The sequence below is a fragment of the Nocardia sp. NPDC051833 genome (assembly GCF_040681225.1).
Taxonomy (GTDB): Bacteria; Actinomycetota; Actinomycetes; order Mycobacteriales; family Mycobacteriaceae; genus Nocardia.
The window spans coordinates 656,038-674,307 of sequence record NZ_JBFAYK010000001.1 but is presented as its reverse complement, the minus strand read 5'-3'; the positions used below and the strand labels follow the sequence as shown (position 1 = coordinate 674,307).

Here is an 18,270-nt window from a genome sequence, read left to right as displayed (position 1 = left end):
GGAAGTGGAGGGATTCACTCCACTTGATATCTGTGCGATCTAGGACACTCTCGCGACACACCGCGACGACATTCGGAACACGCGCCGCCGACGGGCACACTGGGCCACGGCGGTAGTGGTTTCGCCGTGAGGAAGCAGGAGGGTAGTGAGCATGTATCGCGTATTCGAAGCACTCGACGAACTGGTCGCCATCGTCGAAGAGGCGCGCGGCATCCCGCCGACCCGCAGCTGCATCGTGCCGCGCGGCGATGTCCTCGAACTGCTCGACGACGTCCGCGACGCCCTGCCCGGTGAGCTCGACGACGCCCAGGACGTCCTCGATCATCGCGACAAGATCGTCGGCGACGCCCGCGCCGGCGCCGAGACCACTGTGACCTCCGCCAACGAGCAGGCGCGCACCACGATCGAGAAGGCCCGCGCCGAGGCCGACCGCATCCTGGCCGACGCCAAGGCGCACGCCGACCGGATGGTCGCCGAGGCCACCACCCACGCCGATCGCCTGGTCGCGACCGCGCAGGCCGAGGCCGATCAGGTGATCGCCGACGGCAACGCCGAGTACGACGAACTCACCGGCCGCGCCCAGATCGACGCCGACCGGGCCATCCAGGCGGGCAAGGACTCCTACGAGCGCTCGGTCGCCGACGGCAAGGCCGAGCAGGCCCGCCTGGTCGCCCAGACCGAGGTCGTGCGGGCCGCGCACGCGGAGTCGGCGCGCCTGATCGACAGCGCCCAGGCCGAGTCCGACCGGGTACGCGCCGAGTGCGACGACTACGTCGACGAGCAGATGGCCGATTTCGGCGGCAGGCTCGCCGAGATGGAGGAGACGCTGAACACGACGCGGCGCACGATCACCCGCGGCCGCCAGCAGATGCGCGGCGGTCAGCCCGCCGAATACCCGGAATACGCGGCCGACCACCGGCGCTGAGGGCGCGGTCGCGTTTTGAGTTCGGGCGGGGTCCTGCCGTACTGTTGAGTGGTTGCCCAAATCCCCTCAGAAGTAAGTGAGTCAGTGATGCCCGCCGCTTCCGGTTCGCCGTCGCGTCCGCACAAGACCAGTGGTCCTGTGTCCGACGCGGGCTTCGTGCTGGATGTCCGCAGTCTCGGCCGCAGGCCGGGAACCATGCGGGAGCTGCGGCGTACCGTCACCGATCATGAGCGGCTGGGTCTGGACCTGATCGCCATCCCGGCCGACGCCGCGGTGGAACTCGACCTGCAGTTGCAGGCCGTCTCGGAGGGTGTGCTGGTCACCGGCACGGTGTCCGGGCCGACGGTCGGGGAGTGCTCGCGCTGCCTCGAACCGTTCGACGACCAGGTCGAGATTCGTCTGACGGAGCTGTTCGCGTATCCGGACAGCACCACCGAGCAGACGACCGAGGACGACGAGGTCTACCGCATGGAAGACGACCTCATCGACCTCGAGCCGGTGATCCTCGACGCCATCGGGCTGGAGCTTCCGCTCCAGCCGCTGTGCACCCCGGACTGCGCGGGCCTGTGCCCCGAGTGCGGTGTGCGGATGGCGATTGCGGGTCCTGATCATGGGCATGAGATACTGGACCCTCGCTGGGCCAAGTTGGCGAATTTCGCCGCAGAGGCGCCCGGCACCGGCGACCCCGCTGAGGGTTCCACCACCCCAGACCGATCCGCTCCCGCGGCAGACGATGCCCGCGTGGTCAGCGAAAACACAGAGGAGAAGTAGCCGTGGCTGTTCCCAAGCGCCGGATGTCCCGTTCCAACACCCGGTCGCGGCGCAGCCAGTGGAAGGCCGTCGCGCCGACCCTGGTCACCTGCCCGAACCGTGCCTGCGGTGAGAAGACCCTCCCGCACATCGCGTGCCCGTCCTGCGGCACCTACAAGGGCCGCCAGGTCACCTCTGCTGTCTGATTCGTGACAGCGAGCAAAGAAACCGCAGGTTCGGCCGATCACGCCAGCCTGCTCACCGCCCTCGGTGTCGACGTACGACCGGAGCTTCTGCGCCTCGCGCTGACGCACCGGTCGTACGCGTACGAGAACGGCGGTCTGCCGACCAACGAGCGCCTCGAGTTCCTCGGCGACTCGGTTCTCGGCCTGAGCATCACCGAGCGCCTCTACACCGAGCACCCGGACAAGTCCGAGGGTGAGCTCGCGAAGCTGCGCGCCAGTGTGGTGAACATGCACGCGCTCGCCGAGGTGGCGCGTGGTCTCGGCGACGGCGGACTCGGTCAGTACCTGCTGCTCGGCAAGGGCGAAGAGCTCACCGGCGGCCGCGACAAGCCGAGCATCCTCGCCGACGGCATGGAGTCCCTGCTCGGCGCCGTGCATCTCGAGCACGGCATCGAGGTGGCCCGTGGCGTCGTGCTGCGCCTGTTCGCCGAACTGCTCGAGCGCGGCCCCCGGATGGGCGCCGGCCTCGACTGGAAGACCAGCCTGCAGGAGCTCACCGCCGAGCGCGGGCTCGGCGTGCCCAATTACGAGATCACCTCCACCGGCCCGGACCACAACAAGGAGTTCACCGCGACCACGGTGATCGCCGGTCGTCCGTACGGGCAGGGTGTCGGCCGCTCCAAGAAGGAAGCCGAGCAGAAGGCCGCCGGCACCGCCTACAAGGCACTCACCGACGAATCCTCGGCCACCGAAACCACCGAAGCCTGACCGTGCCCGAACTGCCCGAAGTCGAGGTGGTGCGGCGCGGTCTGGCCGATCATGCGGTCGGCCGGGCGATCGACGCCGTCACCGTCACCCATCCCCGGGCCGTGCGCAGGCACCTCGCGGGTGGCGCCGATCTGGCGGCCCGCCTCACCGGCCTGAAGATCGAGGACGCGCGGCGCCGCGGCAAGTACCTGTGGCTCACCTTCGACGAGCCGGAGACCGCCCTGGTCGTCCACCTGGGCATGAGCGGGCAGATGCTGGTGCAGCCCGCCGGCGCCCCGGTGGAGAAGCACGCCCACATCCGCGCCGTCCTCGGTGACGGCAGCGAGCTGCGCTTCGTCGATCAGCGGACCTTCGGCGGCTGGGCGCTGGCCGACCTCGTGGAGGTCGACGGCACCGTCGTGCCGGACTCCGTCGCCCACATCGCCCGCGATCCGCTGGACCCGCGCTTCGACGCCGAGGCCGTGGTGGCGGCGATCCGGGCCAAGAACACCGAGATCAAGCGGGTGCTGCTCGATCAGACCGTGGTGTCGGGCATCGGCAACATCTACGCCGACGAGGCGCTGTGGCGGGCGGGTCTGCACGGCACTCGGGTGGCCGCCGAACTCACCCGGCCGGTGGTGCGCCGGTTACTCGACGGCGTCACCGCGGTCATGAGCGAGGCGCTGGCCGTCGGCGGTACCTCCTTCGACGCGCTGTATGTGAATGTGAACGGCGAGTCCGGCTATTTCTCCCGGTCACTGGCCGCCTACGGCCGCGAGAACGAGCCGTGCGACCGGTGCGGCGCGCTGCTGATCCGTGAGCAGTTCATGAATCGCTCGTCGTTTTCCTGCCCGAAGTGTCAGCGGAAGCCTCGCCGCCGCTGATCCGGGCACGCTACCGTTTCTCCTGACAGGTCGTATCGGACCGGGTCCGTGCAGGAGGACGTTATGCGCAAGCTGACCTATTTCGTGGCATCGACGATCGACGGATTCATCGCCGCCGAGGACGGGACCCTGGATTTCTTCCCGGTCGGCGGCGATCACGGGCCCGCGATCATCTCGCAGTATCCCGAGACGCTGCCGACCAAGGTGCGCGAGGCGCGCGGCATCGCGGCGGGCAACGTCTACTTCGACACCGTGATCATGGGCCGCAAGACGCACGACTTCGGCGTGCGCACCGGCACCGCCAGCCCCTACGAGCACCTGCGCCAGTTCGTGGTGTCGACGACGCTGCCGGAATCGCCGGCGCCCGGGGTGGAGCTGATCACCGCCGACCCGATCTCCGCCGTCCGCGCGCTCAAACGCGAAGCGGGACTGGGGATCTGGCTCTGCGGTGGCGGTGAGCTGGCCCAGGCGCTGCTGCCCGAGATCGACCAGGTTTTCCTCAAACTGCACCCGGTGGTGCTCGGGACCGGTCGGCCGCTGTTCGGCGGCGGTGCGAAACTGCCTGAGCCGGAACGCTTCCGGGTGATCACCAGCCGGGTGTACGCCGACGGCGTCGCGTTCCTCAAGTACGGCCGGATCAGGTAGCGCACGGTGACGGCGGCGGGTCCGGGCCCGGTGGCGGCCCTGCGGGAGATCGGGTTCTGGCTCGAGCGATCCCGTGCGGAGACCCACCGGGTGAAGGCGTATCGCCGCGCCGCCGACATCGTCGCCGGGCTGTCCGAGTCCGAGCGGGCCGCGCGGGCGCGCGAGCACAGCTGGCGCGAGCTGGCCGGGATCGGGCCGAAGACCGCCGCCGTCATCGAACAGGCGTGTGCCGGTGCGGTTCCCGACTACCTGGCCGAATTGCGCGGCGCCGCGCAACGCATCGGCCCCGCGGGCGACCCGCTGCGCACGGTGCTGCGCGGCGACCTGCACACCCACTCGGACTGGTCCGACGGCGGCAGCCCGATCGGGGAGATGATGGGGGTCGCCGCGGCGCTGGGCCACGAATACTGTGCGCTGACCGATCATTCGCCACGGCTGAAGGTCGCCAACGGCCTGTCCGCCGACCGGCTGCTGCGCCAGCTCGACGTGATCGCCGAACTCCAGGAGCAGCTCGCGCCCTTCCGCATCCTCACCGGCATCGAGGTCGACATCCTCGACGACGGCACCCTCGACCAGCGCGCCGAGCTGCTCGAGCGGCTGGATGTCGTTGTGGCCAGCGTGCATTCACACCTGCGCGACGACAGCGCCACCATGACCAAACGCATGGTCTACGCCGTCGCGAACCCGAATGTCGACATCCTCGGCCACTGCACCGGCCGCCTCGTCGAGGGCGGCCGCGGCACCCGCCCCGAGTCCAGCTTCGACGCCGAACTCGTCTTCGAGGCCTGCCGGAAATACGGCACCGCCGTGGAGATCAACAGCAGACCCGAACGTCGCGACCCACCCGGCCGCCTCATCGACCTGGCCGTCGAGATGGGCTGCCATTTCAGCATCGACACCGACGCGCACGCACCCGGCCAGCTGGCCTGGCAGGGATACGGCTGCGAACGCGCACTGGCGCACGGTGTCCCGGCCGACCGGGTGATCAACACCTGGCCGGTCGACGAGCTGCTGACCTGGTGCGCGACGACCACCGGGTGAAGACTCGCCGAACAACCGGCGCCGGGCGCCGCGATGTCGGATCGGCCTGATAGACAGGCGGAGACAGGTATCCGGGTGGGGGAGGGGAGCCGATGGGCGAGTTCCCGGTCGAGATCGTGCTGTCGGTGCTCGGTCTGTTCGTGGCGACGGCGGCGTTCCTGCGGGAGTTCGTCTTCGTCGGCCGCAAGCGCCTCGGCTACCGCGTGCAGATGAACACGCCGGCCAGCCGGATCCAGCTCGCCGACCCGAACGGCGCGACGGCCCAGGGCGGCACATCGACCGCGGATCCGGTGTCGGTGGTGCTGATCCGGATCGAGAACTACGGCTCCACGGCGATCGAGGCCGACGACTACGTCGGTGAGAGTCCGCGACTGCTGTTCCCGCACCACACGATCCGCGCGCTCGAGGTCACCGAGCGGGTCACCCGCACCGGGCACTCGGTGACCGCGCTCAGCGACGCCCTGCGGGAGCTGGCCGCCGGCGTCGGCGCGGACAATGCCGCACGGATCGTGTTGCCGAGCGAACGGCTCGAACGCGGTGAGCACTACAAGGTGCTGGCCGTGCTCGCCGGTCCGGCGCCCGATCCGCAGGACATCAATGCGGCGAAGGTGGTGACCACGGCGGGCAGCCTCAAGGGCGGCCGATTCGTCGAGACCACCAGCCGCTCCCGGCGCGAACCAGCCCTGCTCGGCCTGAGCGTGTTCCTCGCCCTGGTGGTGATGGTGCAGTTGCTGGCCACCGTGCTGCGCGGTGATCCGCCTCCGCGGGACTGCGCCGCGGGGGAGCTGACCGTCGTCGGATCGACCGCGATGGCGCCGATGATCCGCACGGCCGCGCGGAACTACGAGAAGACCTGCACCGGAGCGCGATTCAGCTTCGATTTCACCGGCACCGAGCCGGGTCTGCGCGCGATCACCAAGGCCGGACCGACGCCGGGCATGCTCGCGATCGGTGACGGTGCCAAGGGTGCTTCGTTCGCGGCGCTCACCGAACTCCCGCTTGCCCTCGGCTCGTTCTCGCTCGTCGTGCATCCCGGGGTCGGGCTGAAAGACCTCTCGACCCAGCAGATCCGGGACCTGTACCGGGGAAACATCAAGAACTGGAACCAGATCGGTGGACCCGACCTCCCCGTGGTCCTGATCGACCGGACCGCGGGCTCGGGCACCCGGCGCGCGCTGGAATCGCGGCTGCTCGAGGACAACCGCAAGGTGTTCCGCTACACCAGCTGTGTCGGCATGGCCGTGGGCGGCGAGCAGTGCGAGGTCGACGTCACCGACGAAGTGGCTATGTTCGTTGCCAAAATTCCTGGCGCGGTGGGGTATCTGGAGACCTCGGCGATCGCCGACGGGGTCGCGGCGGTCACGATCGACGGGGTGCGCCCGACGCCGGAGACGATCCGGTCCGGTGCCTACCGCTTCACCGGCGTGGAATACGCCTACACGCACGGCCCGATCGCCGGTGATTCGCTGGTCGCGCAGTTCCTCGACTACCTGACCCGGGGTAAGGCCAGGCTCACCATGACCGAGTTCGGCAACATCCCGTGCGTCGACCCGGTGGAACCGAAATTCTGTACGCCGTAGACCGCCCCTGACGGCGGAATCTCCTGTCTCGTCACGGAATCGCCGACACGTTTTGCCAGCAACCCACTGGTTTACTCTCCGGTAGCGGGGTACGTTCCACTACGGCCCCTCTGTTCAGGCGGGCACCCGCGTGGTGCGCTTCCCGCTTGGCCAGGCCAACCATGCCCCATGGACGGCGGTGAAGCTCTCGTCTCCACCCCCGCCGAGGCGGCCATCTCTTGTTCGCGCAAGTGTTGCGAGGTTGTGTCCCTGGAAGGAAGGTCATGAGTGCAGATACGTCGGCAATGTCGCCGACCGGGTTCTCCACGTCCGATCTCTATGCGATCGAGCACAACGGCGGCCCACTGCGGATCGCGATGGTTGTTCCACCGTATTTCGATGTACCCCCGAAGGCGTACGGCGGCGTGGAAGCCGTCGTCGCCGATCTGGTCGACTCGCTGTGCGAGCGCGGCCATCACGTCACCCTGTTCGGCGCGGGCGAGCCGGGTACCAAGGCGGATTTCGTCCCGCTGTGGGACCGGATCGTCCCGGAACGACTCGGTGATCCGTTCCCCGAGGTGGTGCACGCGCTGCGGGTGCGCCGCGCGATCGAGCGCCTGGCCGAGACCCAAGGGATCGACCTGGTGCACGATCACACCTTCGCCGGCCCGCTCAACGCCCCGGCGTACGCCAATCTCGGCCTGCCGACCGTGGTGACCGTGCACGGGCCGGTGCAGGACGACTGCTACCGCTACTACCGCGAACTGGGCGAGGAATGCTCGCTCGTCGCGATCAGCGACCGGCAGCGCGAACTGGCGCCCGAACTGCCCTGGGCGGGCCGCGTGCACAACGCGCTGCGGCCGGACCTGTGGCCGTTCGCGACCGAGAAGCAGGACTACGCGCTGTTCCTCGGCCGCTTCACCATGGACAAGGGCCCCCATCTGGCACTCGACGCCGCGCACGCGGCGGGCATCCCGCTCATCCTGGCGGGCAAGTGCTCCGAGCCACCGGAGAAGGCCTACTTCGAGGAGTACGTGCGACCGCGGCTGACCGACGCCGATCATGTGTTCGGCCTCGCCGACGCGGCGGCCAAGCGTAAACTGTTGTCCGGAGCACGGTGTCTGCTGTTCCCCATTCGCTGGGAGGAGCCGTTCGGCATGGTGATGATCGAGTCGATGGTCTGCGGAACGCCGGTGGTCGCGTTGCGCGGTGGTGCGGTGGCCGAGGTCGTGGTCGACGGCGTCACCGGGCGGATCTGCGAGGAACCGGACGAACTGCCCGCCGCCATCGCCGAAGTCGCGACCTTCGATCCGGCGGCCTGCCGGGCACACGTGGAAGCGAATTTCGGCGCCGACACCCTCGGCGGCGGCTACGAGCAGGTGTACCGGCAATTGTTGGCCCGCACCACGATCGGTTACGGCAACGCGTTCACGATGCCGATGCCGGTCGGGGCGGCGGTCAGCGGGCGCGGATGAGCCTGAACAACGCGTCGTCGCCGAGCCCGCTCAACGCGGGGGAACCCGCGGGGCTCGGCGGCAACGGCGGCAACGTCACCCTCGTCGAAGGCGGCACCTTCTGCCTGTCCGACCGGCTCGGTGACATCGAGCCGGGCAAGCCGCAGGGCCTGTTCTTCCGTGACGCGCGGGTGATTTCGCGCTGGGAGCTGATGATCGACGGCAAGCGGCCCGAGCCGCTGTCGGTGCTCAGCCCGGAGGCCTTCGCCGCGCGGTTCGTGCTGCGCAGGCCGCCGCAGCAGGGGCGGGCCGACAGCACCCTGCTGGTCGTGCGCGACCGGCTCGTCGCCGAGGGCATGCACGAGCTGATCACCCTGGAGAACATGAGCCGCGAGGCCACCGCGGTGGTGCTCGAGCTGCACGTCGACGCCGATTTCGTCGACCTGTTCTCGGTGAAGGAAGGCCGGATGGGCGGGCGCCGCGCGGAGATGACCACCTCCGACGGCGAACTGCTGCTGCACGACCGGGCCGACCTGTCGCGCGGGCTCGCCCTCACCTCGACGGTGGAGCCGATGGTGCTGCCCGGCACCATGATCTGGCGCGTCGTCGTGCCCGCGGGCGGCCGCTGGCAGACCGAGATCACCGCGCAACCGGCGGGCGCCGCGCAGCGCCCGCAGACCCAAGGCACCCCGGGCGAGCGCTACCGGGCCAGCGAGCCGGTGCGCAAGATCCAGGCCTGGCGGGCCACCGCCACCGACATCAGCGCCGATTCCGGGCTGCTCAACCAGATCCTGCGCCGCAGCGAGAGCGACCTGGGCGCGTTGCAGATCCACACCGATTCCGGCACCGGCAGGCCGTTCGTCGCCGCGGGCGCGCCCTGGTTCATGACGCTGTTCGGCCGGGACTCGCTGCTCACGGCGTGGATGTCGCTGCCGCTGGAGACCGATCTCGCCCTGGGCACGCTCCAGCAGCTGGCCGAATTGCAGGGCCAGACGGTCGATCCGCTGGTGGAGGAGGAACCGGGCCGGATCATGCACGAGATGCGGCGTGGTCCCGCGGTCGGGCAGGTGCTCGGCGGCCAGATCTACTACGGAACCGTCGACGCCACACCGCTGTTCGTGATGCTGCTGGCCGAGTGCCTGCGCTGGGGCGCCGAGCCTGCCTCGATCGCCACCCTGCTGCCCGCGGCCGACGCCGCGATCGGCTGGATCACCGATTTCGGCGACCGCGACGACGACGGCTTCGTCGAGTACGTGCGCGCCACCGATCGCGGACTGATCAACCAGGGCTGGAAGGACAGCTTCGACGGGATCAACGACGCCGCGGGCCACATCGCGCAGGCCCCGATCGCGCTGTGCGAGGTGCAGGGGTACGTGTACGCGGCGTATCTGGCCCGGGCGGAACTGGCCGATCAGTTCGACGATCCGGCCCTGGCCACCCGCATGCGCGAGCGAGCCGCCGAACTGCGGACCAAGTTCGCCGAACAGTTCTGGCTACCCCAATGCGGCTGGTACGCCGTGGCATTGGACGGCAGCAAGCGTCAGGTCGATGCGCTGACCAGCAACGCGGCGCACTGCCTGTGGTCGGGAATCGCCACCGACGAACACGCCGAGAGCCTGATCGCGAACCTGGCCAGGGCCGAGATGGACTCGGGCTTCGGCCTGCGCACGCTGGCCTCGACCATGGGCGCCTACAACCCGATGAGTTATCACTGCGGGTCGGTGTGGCCGCACGACACGGCGATCGCGGTCGCCGGGTTGATGCGGTACCAGCATGTGCCGGGCGCGGTGGCGCTGGCGACGAAGCTGGCGGGCGGATTGCTCGACGCGGCCGCCGCGTTCGACGGCAGGCTGCCCGAGTTGTTCTGCGGTTTCCCGCGTGCCCGTTTCGCGGCGCCGGTGCCCTATCCCACCTCGTGCTCGCCGCAGGCGTGGGCCAGTGCCGCGCCGCTGCTGCTCGTGCGCTCGTTCCTCGGGCTCGACCCCGATGTGCCCGCCAAGACCCTGACCGTGCGGCCGCAGGTGCCGGAGGCGTGGGGATGTGTGCGGCTCTCGGAGTTCCGGCTCGGTGACGTCACGGTCGACCTCGAGGTCTGCGGGTCGGCGGTGACGGTGCACGGGCTGCCCGAGGGGTGGGCGCTGATCACCGACGAAGAGCAGTAGACGGCAACGGGGCCGGATCCGTACGGATCCGGCCCCGAGTGTCGTGCGGTGGTGCTCAGCCCCGGAACGGGAAGCGTTCGTCCAGCGCGAGGTTGAGCTCGACGACATTCACCCGCGGCTCACCGAGGAACCCGAGTGTGCGCCCGGCGGTATGGGCCGCCACCAGTTCGCGCACCTGATCGGTGGTGATCCCACGCGCCTTCGCCACCCGCTCGACCTGGATGGCCGCGTATTCGGGGGAGATGTGCGGGTCCAGGCCACTGCCGCTGGCGGTGACCGCGTCGGCGGGCACGGCTGCCTGGGCCGGGGCGTCGCCCAGGATCGGGATTATCCGGCCGACCGAGTAGTCCTCGCCCTCCTTCGCGCATTCCACGGCAACGCCGCGGAACGTGGCCAGGAACGGCTGCGTCGGGCAGAGTTCGTTCACGCTGACGACCTGCACCGGCCGCGACACGTCACCGTCGGCATCGCGCGGGCCGATCACCGAGAGCACCGCGCCGACACCGTCTTTCGTGCAGAACTGCCGGGCGCCGTCGACCCCCTCACGGTCGCCGACCTCCTTCGAACGCGTGCACACGGTGGTGAGCAGGCTGGTGCGGGCAGCCGTGTCGACGATGTCCTCCGGGCCGAGATTGCTGGCGGCGGTGGACAGCGGGTCGTAGCCGTCGCCCGCGGCCGACGGACGACTCTGGAAGTACTGCGTCATGGCCTTGCCGTCGGCGTCGGTGAACGACTGCCCGATCAGGCTGGAGCCAACCAGCTTTCCGTCCCGCTCGATCAGCGAGCCGTTGGCCTTGTCGTTCAGTCCGGGCAACTGAGCCACCGCGAAAACCGCGACGGGATACACGATTCCGGTGATCACGGTCAGCACGAGCAGGGCGCGCAGGGCGGCCAGGTGCTGGCGGATCCAGGTTGACATACGCATTTCAGGACATCCCGGGGAGGAGTTGGACGAGCAGGTCGATGATCTTGATGCCGATGAACGGTGCGATGATGCCGCCGAGGCCGTAGATCGTCAGGTTGCGGCTCAACAGCTTCGAGGCATTGCTCGGCCGGTAGTCGACACCGCGCAGCGCCAGCGGAATCAGCGCCACGATGATGATCGCGTTGAAGATGACCGCGGACAGGATCGCCGACTGCGGGCTGGCCAGACGCATGATGTTCAGCGCGTCCAGGCCGGGGAACAGCGCCACGAACAACGCCGGAATGATGGCGAAGTACTTGGCGATGTCGTTGGCGATGGAGAACGTGGTCAGCGCGCCGCGGGTGATCAGCAACTGCTTGCCGATCTCGACGATCTCGATCAGCTTGGTCGGGTCCGAGTCCAGATCGACCATGTTGCCCGCCTCTTTGGCGGCCGAGGTGCCGGTGTTCATCGCCACGCCCACGTCGGCCTGGGCCAGGGCGGGGGCGTCGTTGGTGCCGTCGCCGGTCATCGCGACGAGGCGACCGCCGTCCTGTTCCTTCTTGATCAGGGCGAGCTTGTCCTCCGGCGTAGCTTCGGCGAGGAAGTCGTCCACGCCCGCCTCGTCCGCGATCGCCTTGGCGGTCAGCGGGTTGTCGCCGGTGATCATCACCGTGCGGATGCCCATGCGGCGCATCTCGTCGAAGCGTTCCCGCATGCCCTGCTTGACGACGTCCTTGAGGTGGATGACGCCCAGCAGTCGCGGGGTGCCGTCCTTGACCTCACCGACCACCAGCGGCGTACCGCCCGAGGCGGAGATGCCGTCGACGATCATGGCGGCCTCGGCGGGTACCGAACCGCCCTGGGCGCGAACCCATTCGGTGACGGCACCTGCTGCCCCCTTGCGCAGCTGGTGCCCGTCGGCGAGGTCGACACCGGACATGCGGGTCTGCGCGGTGAACTCCACCCAGGTGGCACCGGGCAGCTCGCCCGCCGAGCGTTCCCGCTTGTTGAACGTCTGCTTGGCGAACACGACGATCGAGCGCCCCTCCGGCGTCTCGTCGGCGAGGCTGGACAGCTGTGCCGCGTCGGCCAGTTCGTCGTCGGGAACACCCGGCATCGGCACGAATTCGGCGGCCTGGCGGTTGCCGAGGGTGATCGTGCCGGTCTTGTCGAGCAGCAGGGTGTTCACGTCGCCCGCGGCCTCGACCGCGCGACCCGACATGGCCAGCACATTGCGCTGCACGAGCCGGTCCATGCCGGCGATGCCGATGGCCGAGAGCAGTGCGCCGATGGTGGTCGGGATGAGGCAGACCAGCAGCGACACCATCACGATGCCGGTGATGCCGTGCACGTCCAGTGCCGAGGTGTCCGGCACGCCGGGGTTGTTCGACTTGGCGAAGATCGCCAGCGGCTGCAGCGTGGTCACCGCGAACACGAAGATGATCGTGAGCGCGGCCAGCAGGATGTTGAGCGCGATCTCGTTCGGCGTCTTCTGCCTGCTCGCGCCCTCGACGAGCGCGATCATCTTGTCGATGAAGCTGGCGCCCGGCTCCTGGGTGATCTGCACGACGATCCGGTCCGAGAGCACCGTGGTGCCGCCGGTGACCGCCGAGCGGTCGCCGCCGGATTCGCGGATGACCGGTGCGGATTCACCGGTGATGGCCGATTCGTCCACCGAGGCGATGCCTTCGACGACGTCACCGTCACCGGGGATGACCTGACCGGCTTCGACCACGACGTAGTCGCCGCGGCGCAGTTCGGGAGCGGCGACGCGTTCCTCGACGATGCGGCCGCCGGGGGTCCAGTCGGCCAGCCGACGGGCGACGGTGTCGGTCTTGGCCTTGCGCAGGGTGTCGGCCTGCGCCTTGCCGCGTCCTTCGGCGACGGCCTCGGCGAGATTGGCGAACACGACGGTGAGCCACAGCCAGACCACGATCGCCCAGGCGAAGAAGCTCGGGTCGGCGATCGCGAGGATGGTCGACCACACCGCGCCGATCTCCACGATCAGCATCACGGGGTTCTTCCAGAGCGTGCGCGGGTCGAGCTTGCGCACAGCGTCCGGGAGAGAGGTGAGCAGCAGCTTCGGATCCAGAACGCCCTTGCGCACGCCCTTGGTCCGGTGCTCGGGCCGCGGCGCGGCCGGTGTTTCGAGGGTGGGACTGGTCATGTCAGTGAATTCCTTCGGCGAGCGGCCCGAGCGCGAGAGCGGGCAGGAAGGTGAGCGCGACCAGGATCACGGTCACGCCGACGACCATGCCGACGAACTGCGGCCGGTGCGTCGGCAGCGTGCCGATCGACGCGGGAGTGGTGCCCTGCTGGGCCAGCGCACCGGCCAGGGCCAGCACGAAGATGATCGGCAGGAACCGGCCGAACGCCATCGCCAGGCCGAGGGCGGTGTTGAACCACTCGGTGTTGCCGGTGAGACCGGCGAAGGCGGAACCGTTGTTGTTGGCCGCGGAGGTGAAGGCGTACAGCACTTCCGAGAGGCCGTGCGGGCCACTGTTGAGCATGCTCGCGCGCTGGCCGGGCATGGCCATGGCGATCGCGGTACCGATCAGCACGATCAGCGGGCTCACCAGGAAATAGGAGGCGGCCAGCTTGATCTCGCGCGGAGTGATCTTCTTGCCCAGGTACTCGGGCGTGCGACCGACCATCAGGCCCGCGACGAACACCGTGATCACGGCGAGGATCAGCATGCCGTAGAGGCCGGAGCCGACACCACCGGGCGCCACCTCACCCAGCTGCATGTTGAACATCGTCATCATGCCGCCGAGGCTGGTGTAGGAGTCGTGGAACGAGTTCACCGCACCGGTCGAGGTGAGGGTGGTCGACGCCGCGAAACTGGCCGAATTCGCCACGCCGAAGCGGGTTTCCACGCCCTCCATGGACGCGCCGATCGCGGTCGGCACCGTGCCGTGGTGCTGGAGCTGGAACAGGTTGGTCAGCGTGATGCTGGTGAGCGCGATGGTGCCCATCACCGCCACGATCGCGTAGCCCTGCTTGGTGCTGCCGACCATCCGGCCGAACGTGCGCGGCAGCGAGAAGGCGATCACCATCAGCAGGAAGATCTCCAGGAAGTTCGTCCAGGTGCTCGCGTTCTCGAACGGGTGCGCGGAGTTGGCGTTGTAGAAGCCGCCGCCGTTGGTGCCCAGTTCCTTGATGACCTCCTGGCTGGCGACCGGCCCGCCGGTGAGCGTCTGCTGGGCGCCGCCGATGGTCTGGGCGACCTGATCGTGCAGGTGGAAGTTCTGGATGACCCCACCCGCGACCAGCACGATCGCGAAGACGAACGCGATCGGCAGCAGGATCCGCAGGGTGCCGCGCACCAGGTCGACCCAGAAGTTGCCGAGCTCACCGGTGTGGCGGCGGGCGAACCCGCGTACCAGCGCCACCGCCACCGCCATGCCGACGGCCGCGGAGACGAAGTTCTGCACCGCCAGACCGGCCATCTGCACCAGGTGGCCCTGGGTGGACTCACCGGAGTAGTTCTGCCAGTTCGTGTTGGTCACGAAGCTGACCGCGGTGTTCCAGGCCAGCGCCGGGGTCATCTCGGTGCCGGGGTCGGTCAGGTGCAGCGGCAGCGCGCCCTGCGCCAGCTGGAAGAAGAACAGGAACAGGATGCTCACCGCCGAGAACGCCAGCACGCTGCGGGCGTAGATCGGCCAGGTCTGCTCGACCTCGGGTTTCGCGCCGATGGCGCGGTAGATCAGCCGCTCGGCGCGGGAGTGCTTGTCACTGCTGTAGACCCGGTACATGTAGTCGCCGAGCGGCACATGGACCAGGGCCAGCGTGATGACCAGGGCCGCGACGAACGCGATCCCCGCGGTTGTCGTGTTCACCTAGAACCTCTCGGGGAAGAGCAGCGCCGCGACCATGTACACGGCGACGAGAACGGCCAGCACGAGGCCGACAAGGTTCGCGATCACAGCTTCTCCACCCCTCGCTGGATCACGCCCAGCAGCGCGAAGATCGCCACGGTGAGCACCGTGAACACCACGACAGACATTTCCAACCTCCTTGCGCTCCGAGGTGGAGCGCCAAGGTGAGTGAAACGCCGGAACGGGACGCGGCGTGGGTTCCTTACGACTCCTTAGCGCCGGGCGGCGCGGCCTTTACGGCCTGTTGACGCGGGGGCGCCCCGATCGGGTGTGCGGAAGCCGTCAAGGCCGGGGCCAAAGCCGTCAACACCCCGTAAAGATCGAGATCGGGCGACGAACACGCGGTGAGAATGGGGCTCCGGCCGGCGACGGACGCCGCCGGGCCCCTGTTCACGGAAAGTGAGATCGCGGTGTCTGTTGTGACCCTTGCGGTGATCCTCGGTTTCGTCGGATCGCTGCTGTTGATCCGTGTGCTCGGCAGGTTGAACACCTCGCACGCGCCGATGGTGACCGTCGGAGTGTTGCCGGTGCGCTCGCCTGCCCCGGCCCGCCGACCCGCGATGATGGACTGGTGAAACGCGGACAACTGCGCATCTACCTCGGTGCGGCGCCGGGCGTCGGCAAGACCTACGCCATGCTCGGCGAAGCGCACCGGCGGCTGGAACGCGGCCGCGATGTGGTCGCCGCCGTCGTCGAGACGCACGGCCGGAAGAAGACCGCCGACCTGCTCGACGGCATCGAGCGGATTCCGCTGAAGACGGTCGCCTACCGGGGGACGGAGCTGCCCGAACTCGACGTCGACGCGGTGCTGGCCCGCAGGCCCGCGGTGGTGCTCGTCGACGAGCTGGCGCACACCAACGTGCCGGGCAGCGTGCACGAGAAGCGCTGGCAGGATGTGGAACAGCTGCTCGACGCGGGCATCGACGTCATCTCGACGGTGAACGTGCAGCATCTGGAGAGCCTCAACGACGTCGTCGCGCAGATCACCGGGATCGAGCAGCGCGAGACCGTGCCCGACGCGGTGGTGCGGGCCGCCGACCAGGTGGAACTGGTCGACCTCACCCCGGAGGCGTTGCGGCGCAGGCTCTCCCACGGCAACGTCTACGCCGCCGACAAGGTCGACGCGGCGCTGCGCAACTACTTCCGCCCCGGCAATCTCACCGCGCTGCGCGAACTCGCGCTGCTGTGGCTGGCCGACCAGGTGGACGCGGCGCTGGCCAAGTACCGGGCCGACCACAAGATCACCGAGTTGTGGGAGGCCCGCGAACGGGTGGTCGTGGCGGTCACCGGCGGCCGGGAATCGGAGACCGTCGTGCGCCGGGCCGGGCGGATCGCGTCGAAGGCCAGTGCCGATCTGGTCGTGGTGCACGTGGTGCGCGGTGACGGGCTGGCCGGGGTCTCGACCGAGCGGATGGCGACCCTGCGCGAACTCGCCGCCGGTCTGGACGCCTCGCTGCACACCGTCACCGGTGACGACGTGCCCACCGCGCTGCTCGAATTCGCCCGCGAGGTCAACGCCACCCAGCTGGTACTCGGTACCTCGCGGCGCTCCCGCTGGGCGCGCATCCTCGACGAGGGCATCGGCTCCACCGTGGTGCAGCGCTCCGGCAAGATCGACGTCCACATGGTGACCCACGAGGAAGCCAACCGCGGCGTGCGCAGGCACTGGCTGCGTCCGCGCAGGCCGGTGACGGCCTGGCTGGCCGCGATCGTCGTGCCGGTGCTGGTGAGCCTGGTGTGCGGGCTGCTCCTCGACGGCTGGCTGCAGCTGGGCGGGCTCAGTGCCATGTTCTTCGTCGGTGTGGTGGCGGTGGCGCTGTTCGGCGGTGTGGTGCCCGCCGGGCTGTCGGCGCTGCTGTCGGGCCTGCTGCTGAACTGGTACTTCACCGATCCCCGCTACAGCTTCACCATCGCCGAGCCGGACAACTTCGTCACCGTGGTGGTCTTGCTCATCGTCGCGGTGGCCGTGGCGGCCCTGGTCGATGTCGCGGCCAAACGGACCCTGCAGGCGCGCAAGGCCTCGCGCGAGGCGGAGCTGCTGACGATGTTCGCCGGCTCGGTCTTGCACGGCGCCGATCTGCCGAATCTGCTCGAGCAGGTCCGCGAGACGTACGGGCAGCGCGCGGTGAGCGTGCAGTGCGGTGAGCAGATCGTCGCCTCCGTCGGGGTCGAACCGCCAGCCAAGGCATCGGAGGCCGACACCGTGATCGAGGCGGGCGACGCGCTGAGCCACCTGCTGCTCGCGGGCCGGGCCATCGATTCCACCGACCGCCCCGTGCTCAACGCGGTGGCCAACCAGGCCGTCGGGCTGGTGCGGCAGGCCAAGCTGGCCGAAGAGGCCAGTGCGGCGGCCGCGTTGCTCGAGGCCGACCGGCTGCGCCGGGCGCTGCTGTCGGCCGTGAGCCATGATCTGCGCACCCCGCTGGCCGGAGCGAAGGCGGCGGTGTCGAGCTTGCGCAGCGACGACATCGAGTTCTCGGCCGAGGACACCGGCGAACTGCTGGAGGCGATCGAGGAGTCCGTCGACCAGCTCACCGCGCTGGTCGGCAATCTGCTCGACTCCTCGCGCCTCGCCGTCGGCGTCGTCACCCCGCAGCTGCGGCAGGTCTATATGGACGAGGCGGTGCATCGTGCGCTGGTCAGCGTCGGGATGGGCACCCGCGGGTTGCGTCGCGCGGCGATGGATCGGGTCAAGGTGGAGGTCGGGGAGGTCTCGGTCCTCGCCGACCTCGGACTGCTCGAACGTGTGCTGGCCAATCTGATCGATAACGCGCTGCGCCACTCCGGTCGCGATACACCGGTCCGGGTCACCGCCGAGCACGACGGTGATCGCGTGTCGATCGCCGTCGTCGATGTCGGGCCCGGCGTTCCCGCCGGTACCGAGGAGCAGCTGTTCGAACCCTTCCAGCGACTCGGTGACCGCGACAACACGACCGGCGTCGGCCTTGGTCTGTCGGTGGTCCGCGGCTTCGTCGAAGCGATGGGCGGCACCGTCCACGCCGAGCCGACCCCCGGCGGCGGGCTGACGATGCTCGTCGACCTGCCGTCGGGCACCAGCGCCGCGCCGACCTCGGACGATGACAGCGCCCCCGAATCCGACGAGACTGACCGATGACCGCACCGGCAGTCGCTC

17 protein-coding genes are annotated in these 18,270 nt (G+C 69.2%); 12 read left to right on the top strand and 5 right to left on the bottom strand.

All coding sequences use genetic code 11. The features are described 5' to 3' along the window. Positions 1–151: 151 nt before the first annotated feature. The 10 genes from AB0L91_RS03110 to AB0L91_RS03065 all read left to right on the top strand — a co-directional run bounded on the left by AB0L91_RS03110 (position 152) and on the right by AB0L91_RS03065 (position 10,352). Complete coding sequence (locus AB0L91_RS03110; protein ID WP_365007047.1) at positions 152–925, top strand: DivIVA domain-containing protein; 774 nt, start codon at positions 152–154, stop codon at positions 923–925. Between the two features lie 87 nt (positions 926–1,012). Continuing rightward, positions 1,013–1,696, top strand: a complete 684-nt coding sequence (locus tag AB0L91_RS03105) for a DUF177 domain-containing protein (RefSeq protein ID WP_365011159.1) — start codon at positions 1,013–1,015, stop codon at positions 1,694–1,696. Positions 1,697–1,698: 2 nt separating this feature from the next. Continuing rightward, entirely contained in the window at positions 1,699–1,881 is a 183-nt protein-coding gene (gene rpmF / locus AB0L91_RS03100; protein WP_138447171.1) for a 50S ribosomal protein L32, read from the top strand. Between the two features lie 3 nt (positions 1,882–1,884). Then, a complete protein-coding gene (rnc, locus tag AB0L91_RS03095; protein WP_365007046.1) occupies positions 1,885–2,628 on the top strand; it encodes a ribonuclease III in 744 nt (247 codons plus the stop codon). Between the two features lie 2 nt (positions 2,629–2,630). Next, positions 2,631–3,491 carry a bifunctional DNA-formamidopyrimidine glycosylase/DNA-(apurinic or apyrimidinic site) lyase gene (gene mutM / locus AB0L91_RS03090; protein ID WP_365007045.1) on the top strand — a complete coding sequence of 287 codons (861 nt, stop codon included), beginning with the start codon at positions 2,631–2,633 and terminating at the stop codon, positions 3,489–3,491. A 63-nt stretch (positions 3,492–3,554) separates the two neighbouring features. Continuing rightward, positions 3,555–4,136 (top strand): dihydrofolate reductase family protein, encoded by a 582-nt coding sequence (locus tag AB0L91_RS03085; protein ID WP_355280462.1) that lies wholly within the window; start codon positions 3,555–3,557, stop codon positions 4,134–4,136. Positions 4,137–4,142: 6 nt separating this feature from the next. Then, positions 4,143–5,177 (top strand): PHP domain-containing protein, encoded by a 1,035-nt coding sequence (locus AB0L91_RS03080; RefSeq protein WP_365007044.1) that lies wholly within the window; start codon positions 4,143–4,145, stop codon positions 5,175–5,177. A 92-nt stretch (positions 5,178–5,269) separates the two neighbouring features. Continuing rightward, positions 5,270–6,757, top strand: coding sequence for a substrate-binding domain-containing protein (locus AB0L91_RS03075; protein ID WP_365007043.1), 1,488 nt, complete (start codon positions 5,270–5,272; stop codon positions 6,755–6,757). Between the two features lie 284 nt (positions 6,758–7,041). After that, complete coding sequence (locus AB0L91_RS03070) at positions 7,042–8,211, top strand: glycosyltransferase family 4 protein (RefSeq protein ID WP_355280673.1); 1,170 nt, start codon at positions 7,042–7,044, stop codon at positions 8,209–8,211. Further along, on the top strand, positions 8,208–10,352 hold the full coding sequence (locus tag AB0L91_RS03065; protein WP_355280467.1) for a glycogen debranching N-terminal domain-containing protein: 2,145 nt from the start codon (positions 8,208–8,210) through the stop codon (positions 10,350–10,352). The genes AB0L91_RS03070 and AB0L91_RS03065 overlap by 4 nt, the downstream gene beginning before the upstream one ends. Positions 10,353–10,407: 55 nt before the next feature. On the opposite strand, the gene AB0L91_RS03060 is transcribed toward AB0L91_RS03065, so the two are convergent. From AB0L91_RS03060 to AB0L91_RS03040, 5 genes are read right to left on the bottom strand one after another with little or no spacing between them, the layout of a single operon-like run. Next, positions 10,408–11,277, bottom strand: coding sequence for a potassium-transporting ATPase subunit C (locus tag AB0L91_RS03060; protein ID WP_365007042.1), 870 nt, complete (start codon positions 11,275–11,277; stop codon positions 10,408–10,410). Between the two features lies 1 nt (position 11,278). Next, positions 11,279–13,426, bottom strand: coding sequence for a potassium-transporting ATPase subunit KdpB (kdpB, locus tag AB0L91_RS03055; RefSeq protein WP_365007041.1), 2,148 nt, complete (start codon positions 13,424–13,426; stop codon positions 11,279–11,281). A gap of 1 nt (position 13,427) precedes the next feature. After that, positions 13,428–15,098, bottom strand: a complete 1,671-nt coding sequence (gene kdpA, locus AB0L91_RS03050; RefSeq protein ID WP_365007040.1) for a potassium-transporting ATPase subunit KdpA — start codon at positions 15,096–15,098, stop codon at positions 13,428–13,430. Further along, a complete protein-coding gene (locus tag AB0L91_RS03045) occupies positions 15,099–15,185 on the bottom strand; it encodes a potassium-transporting ATPase subunit F (RefSeq protein ID WP_218719288.1) in 87 nt (28 codons plus the stop codon). Then, entirely contained in the window at positions 15,182–15,265 is an 84-nt protein-coding gene (locus AB0L91_RS03040; protein ID WP_110035904.1) for a potassium-transporting ATPase, read from the bottom strand. The genes AB0L91_RS03045 and AB0L91_RS03040 overlap by 4 nt, the downstream gene beginning before the upstream one ends. A gap of 282 nt (positions 15,266–15,547) precedes the next feature. On the opposite strand from AB0L91_RS03040, the gene AB0L91_RS03035 reads away from it, so the two are divergent. Both AB0L91_RS03035 and AB0L91_RS03030 read left to right on the top strand, forming a co-directional pair. Continuing rightward, positions 15,548–15,712, top strand: coding sequence for a hypothetical protein (locus AB0L91_RS03035; RefSeq protein ID WP_355280474.1), 165 nt, complete (start codon positions 15,548–15,550; stop codon positions 15,710–15,712). Continuing rightward, positions 15,709–18,252: a sensor histidine kinase KdpD gene (locus AB0L91_RS03030; protein ID WP_365007039.1), complete on the top strand. Its 2,544-nt coding sequence runs from the start codon at positions 15,709–15,711 to the stop codon at positions 18,250–18,252. Before AB0L91_RS03035 ends, AB0L91_RS03030 begins: the two co-directional genes overlap by 4 nt. Positions 18,253–18,270 lie beyond the last annotated feature (18 nt).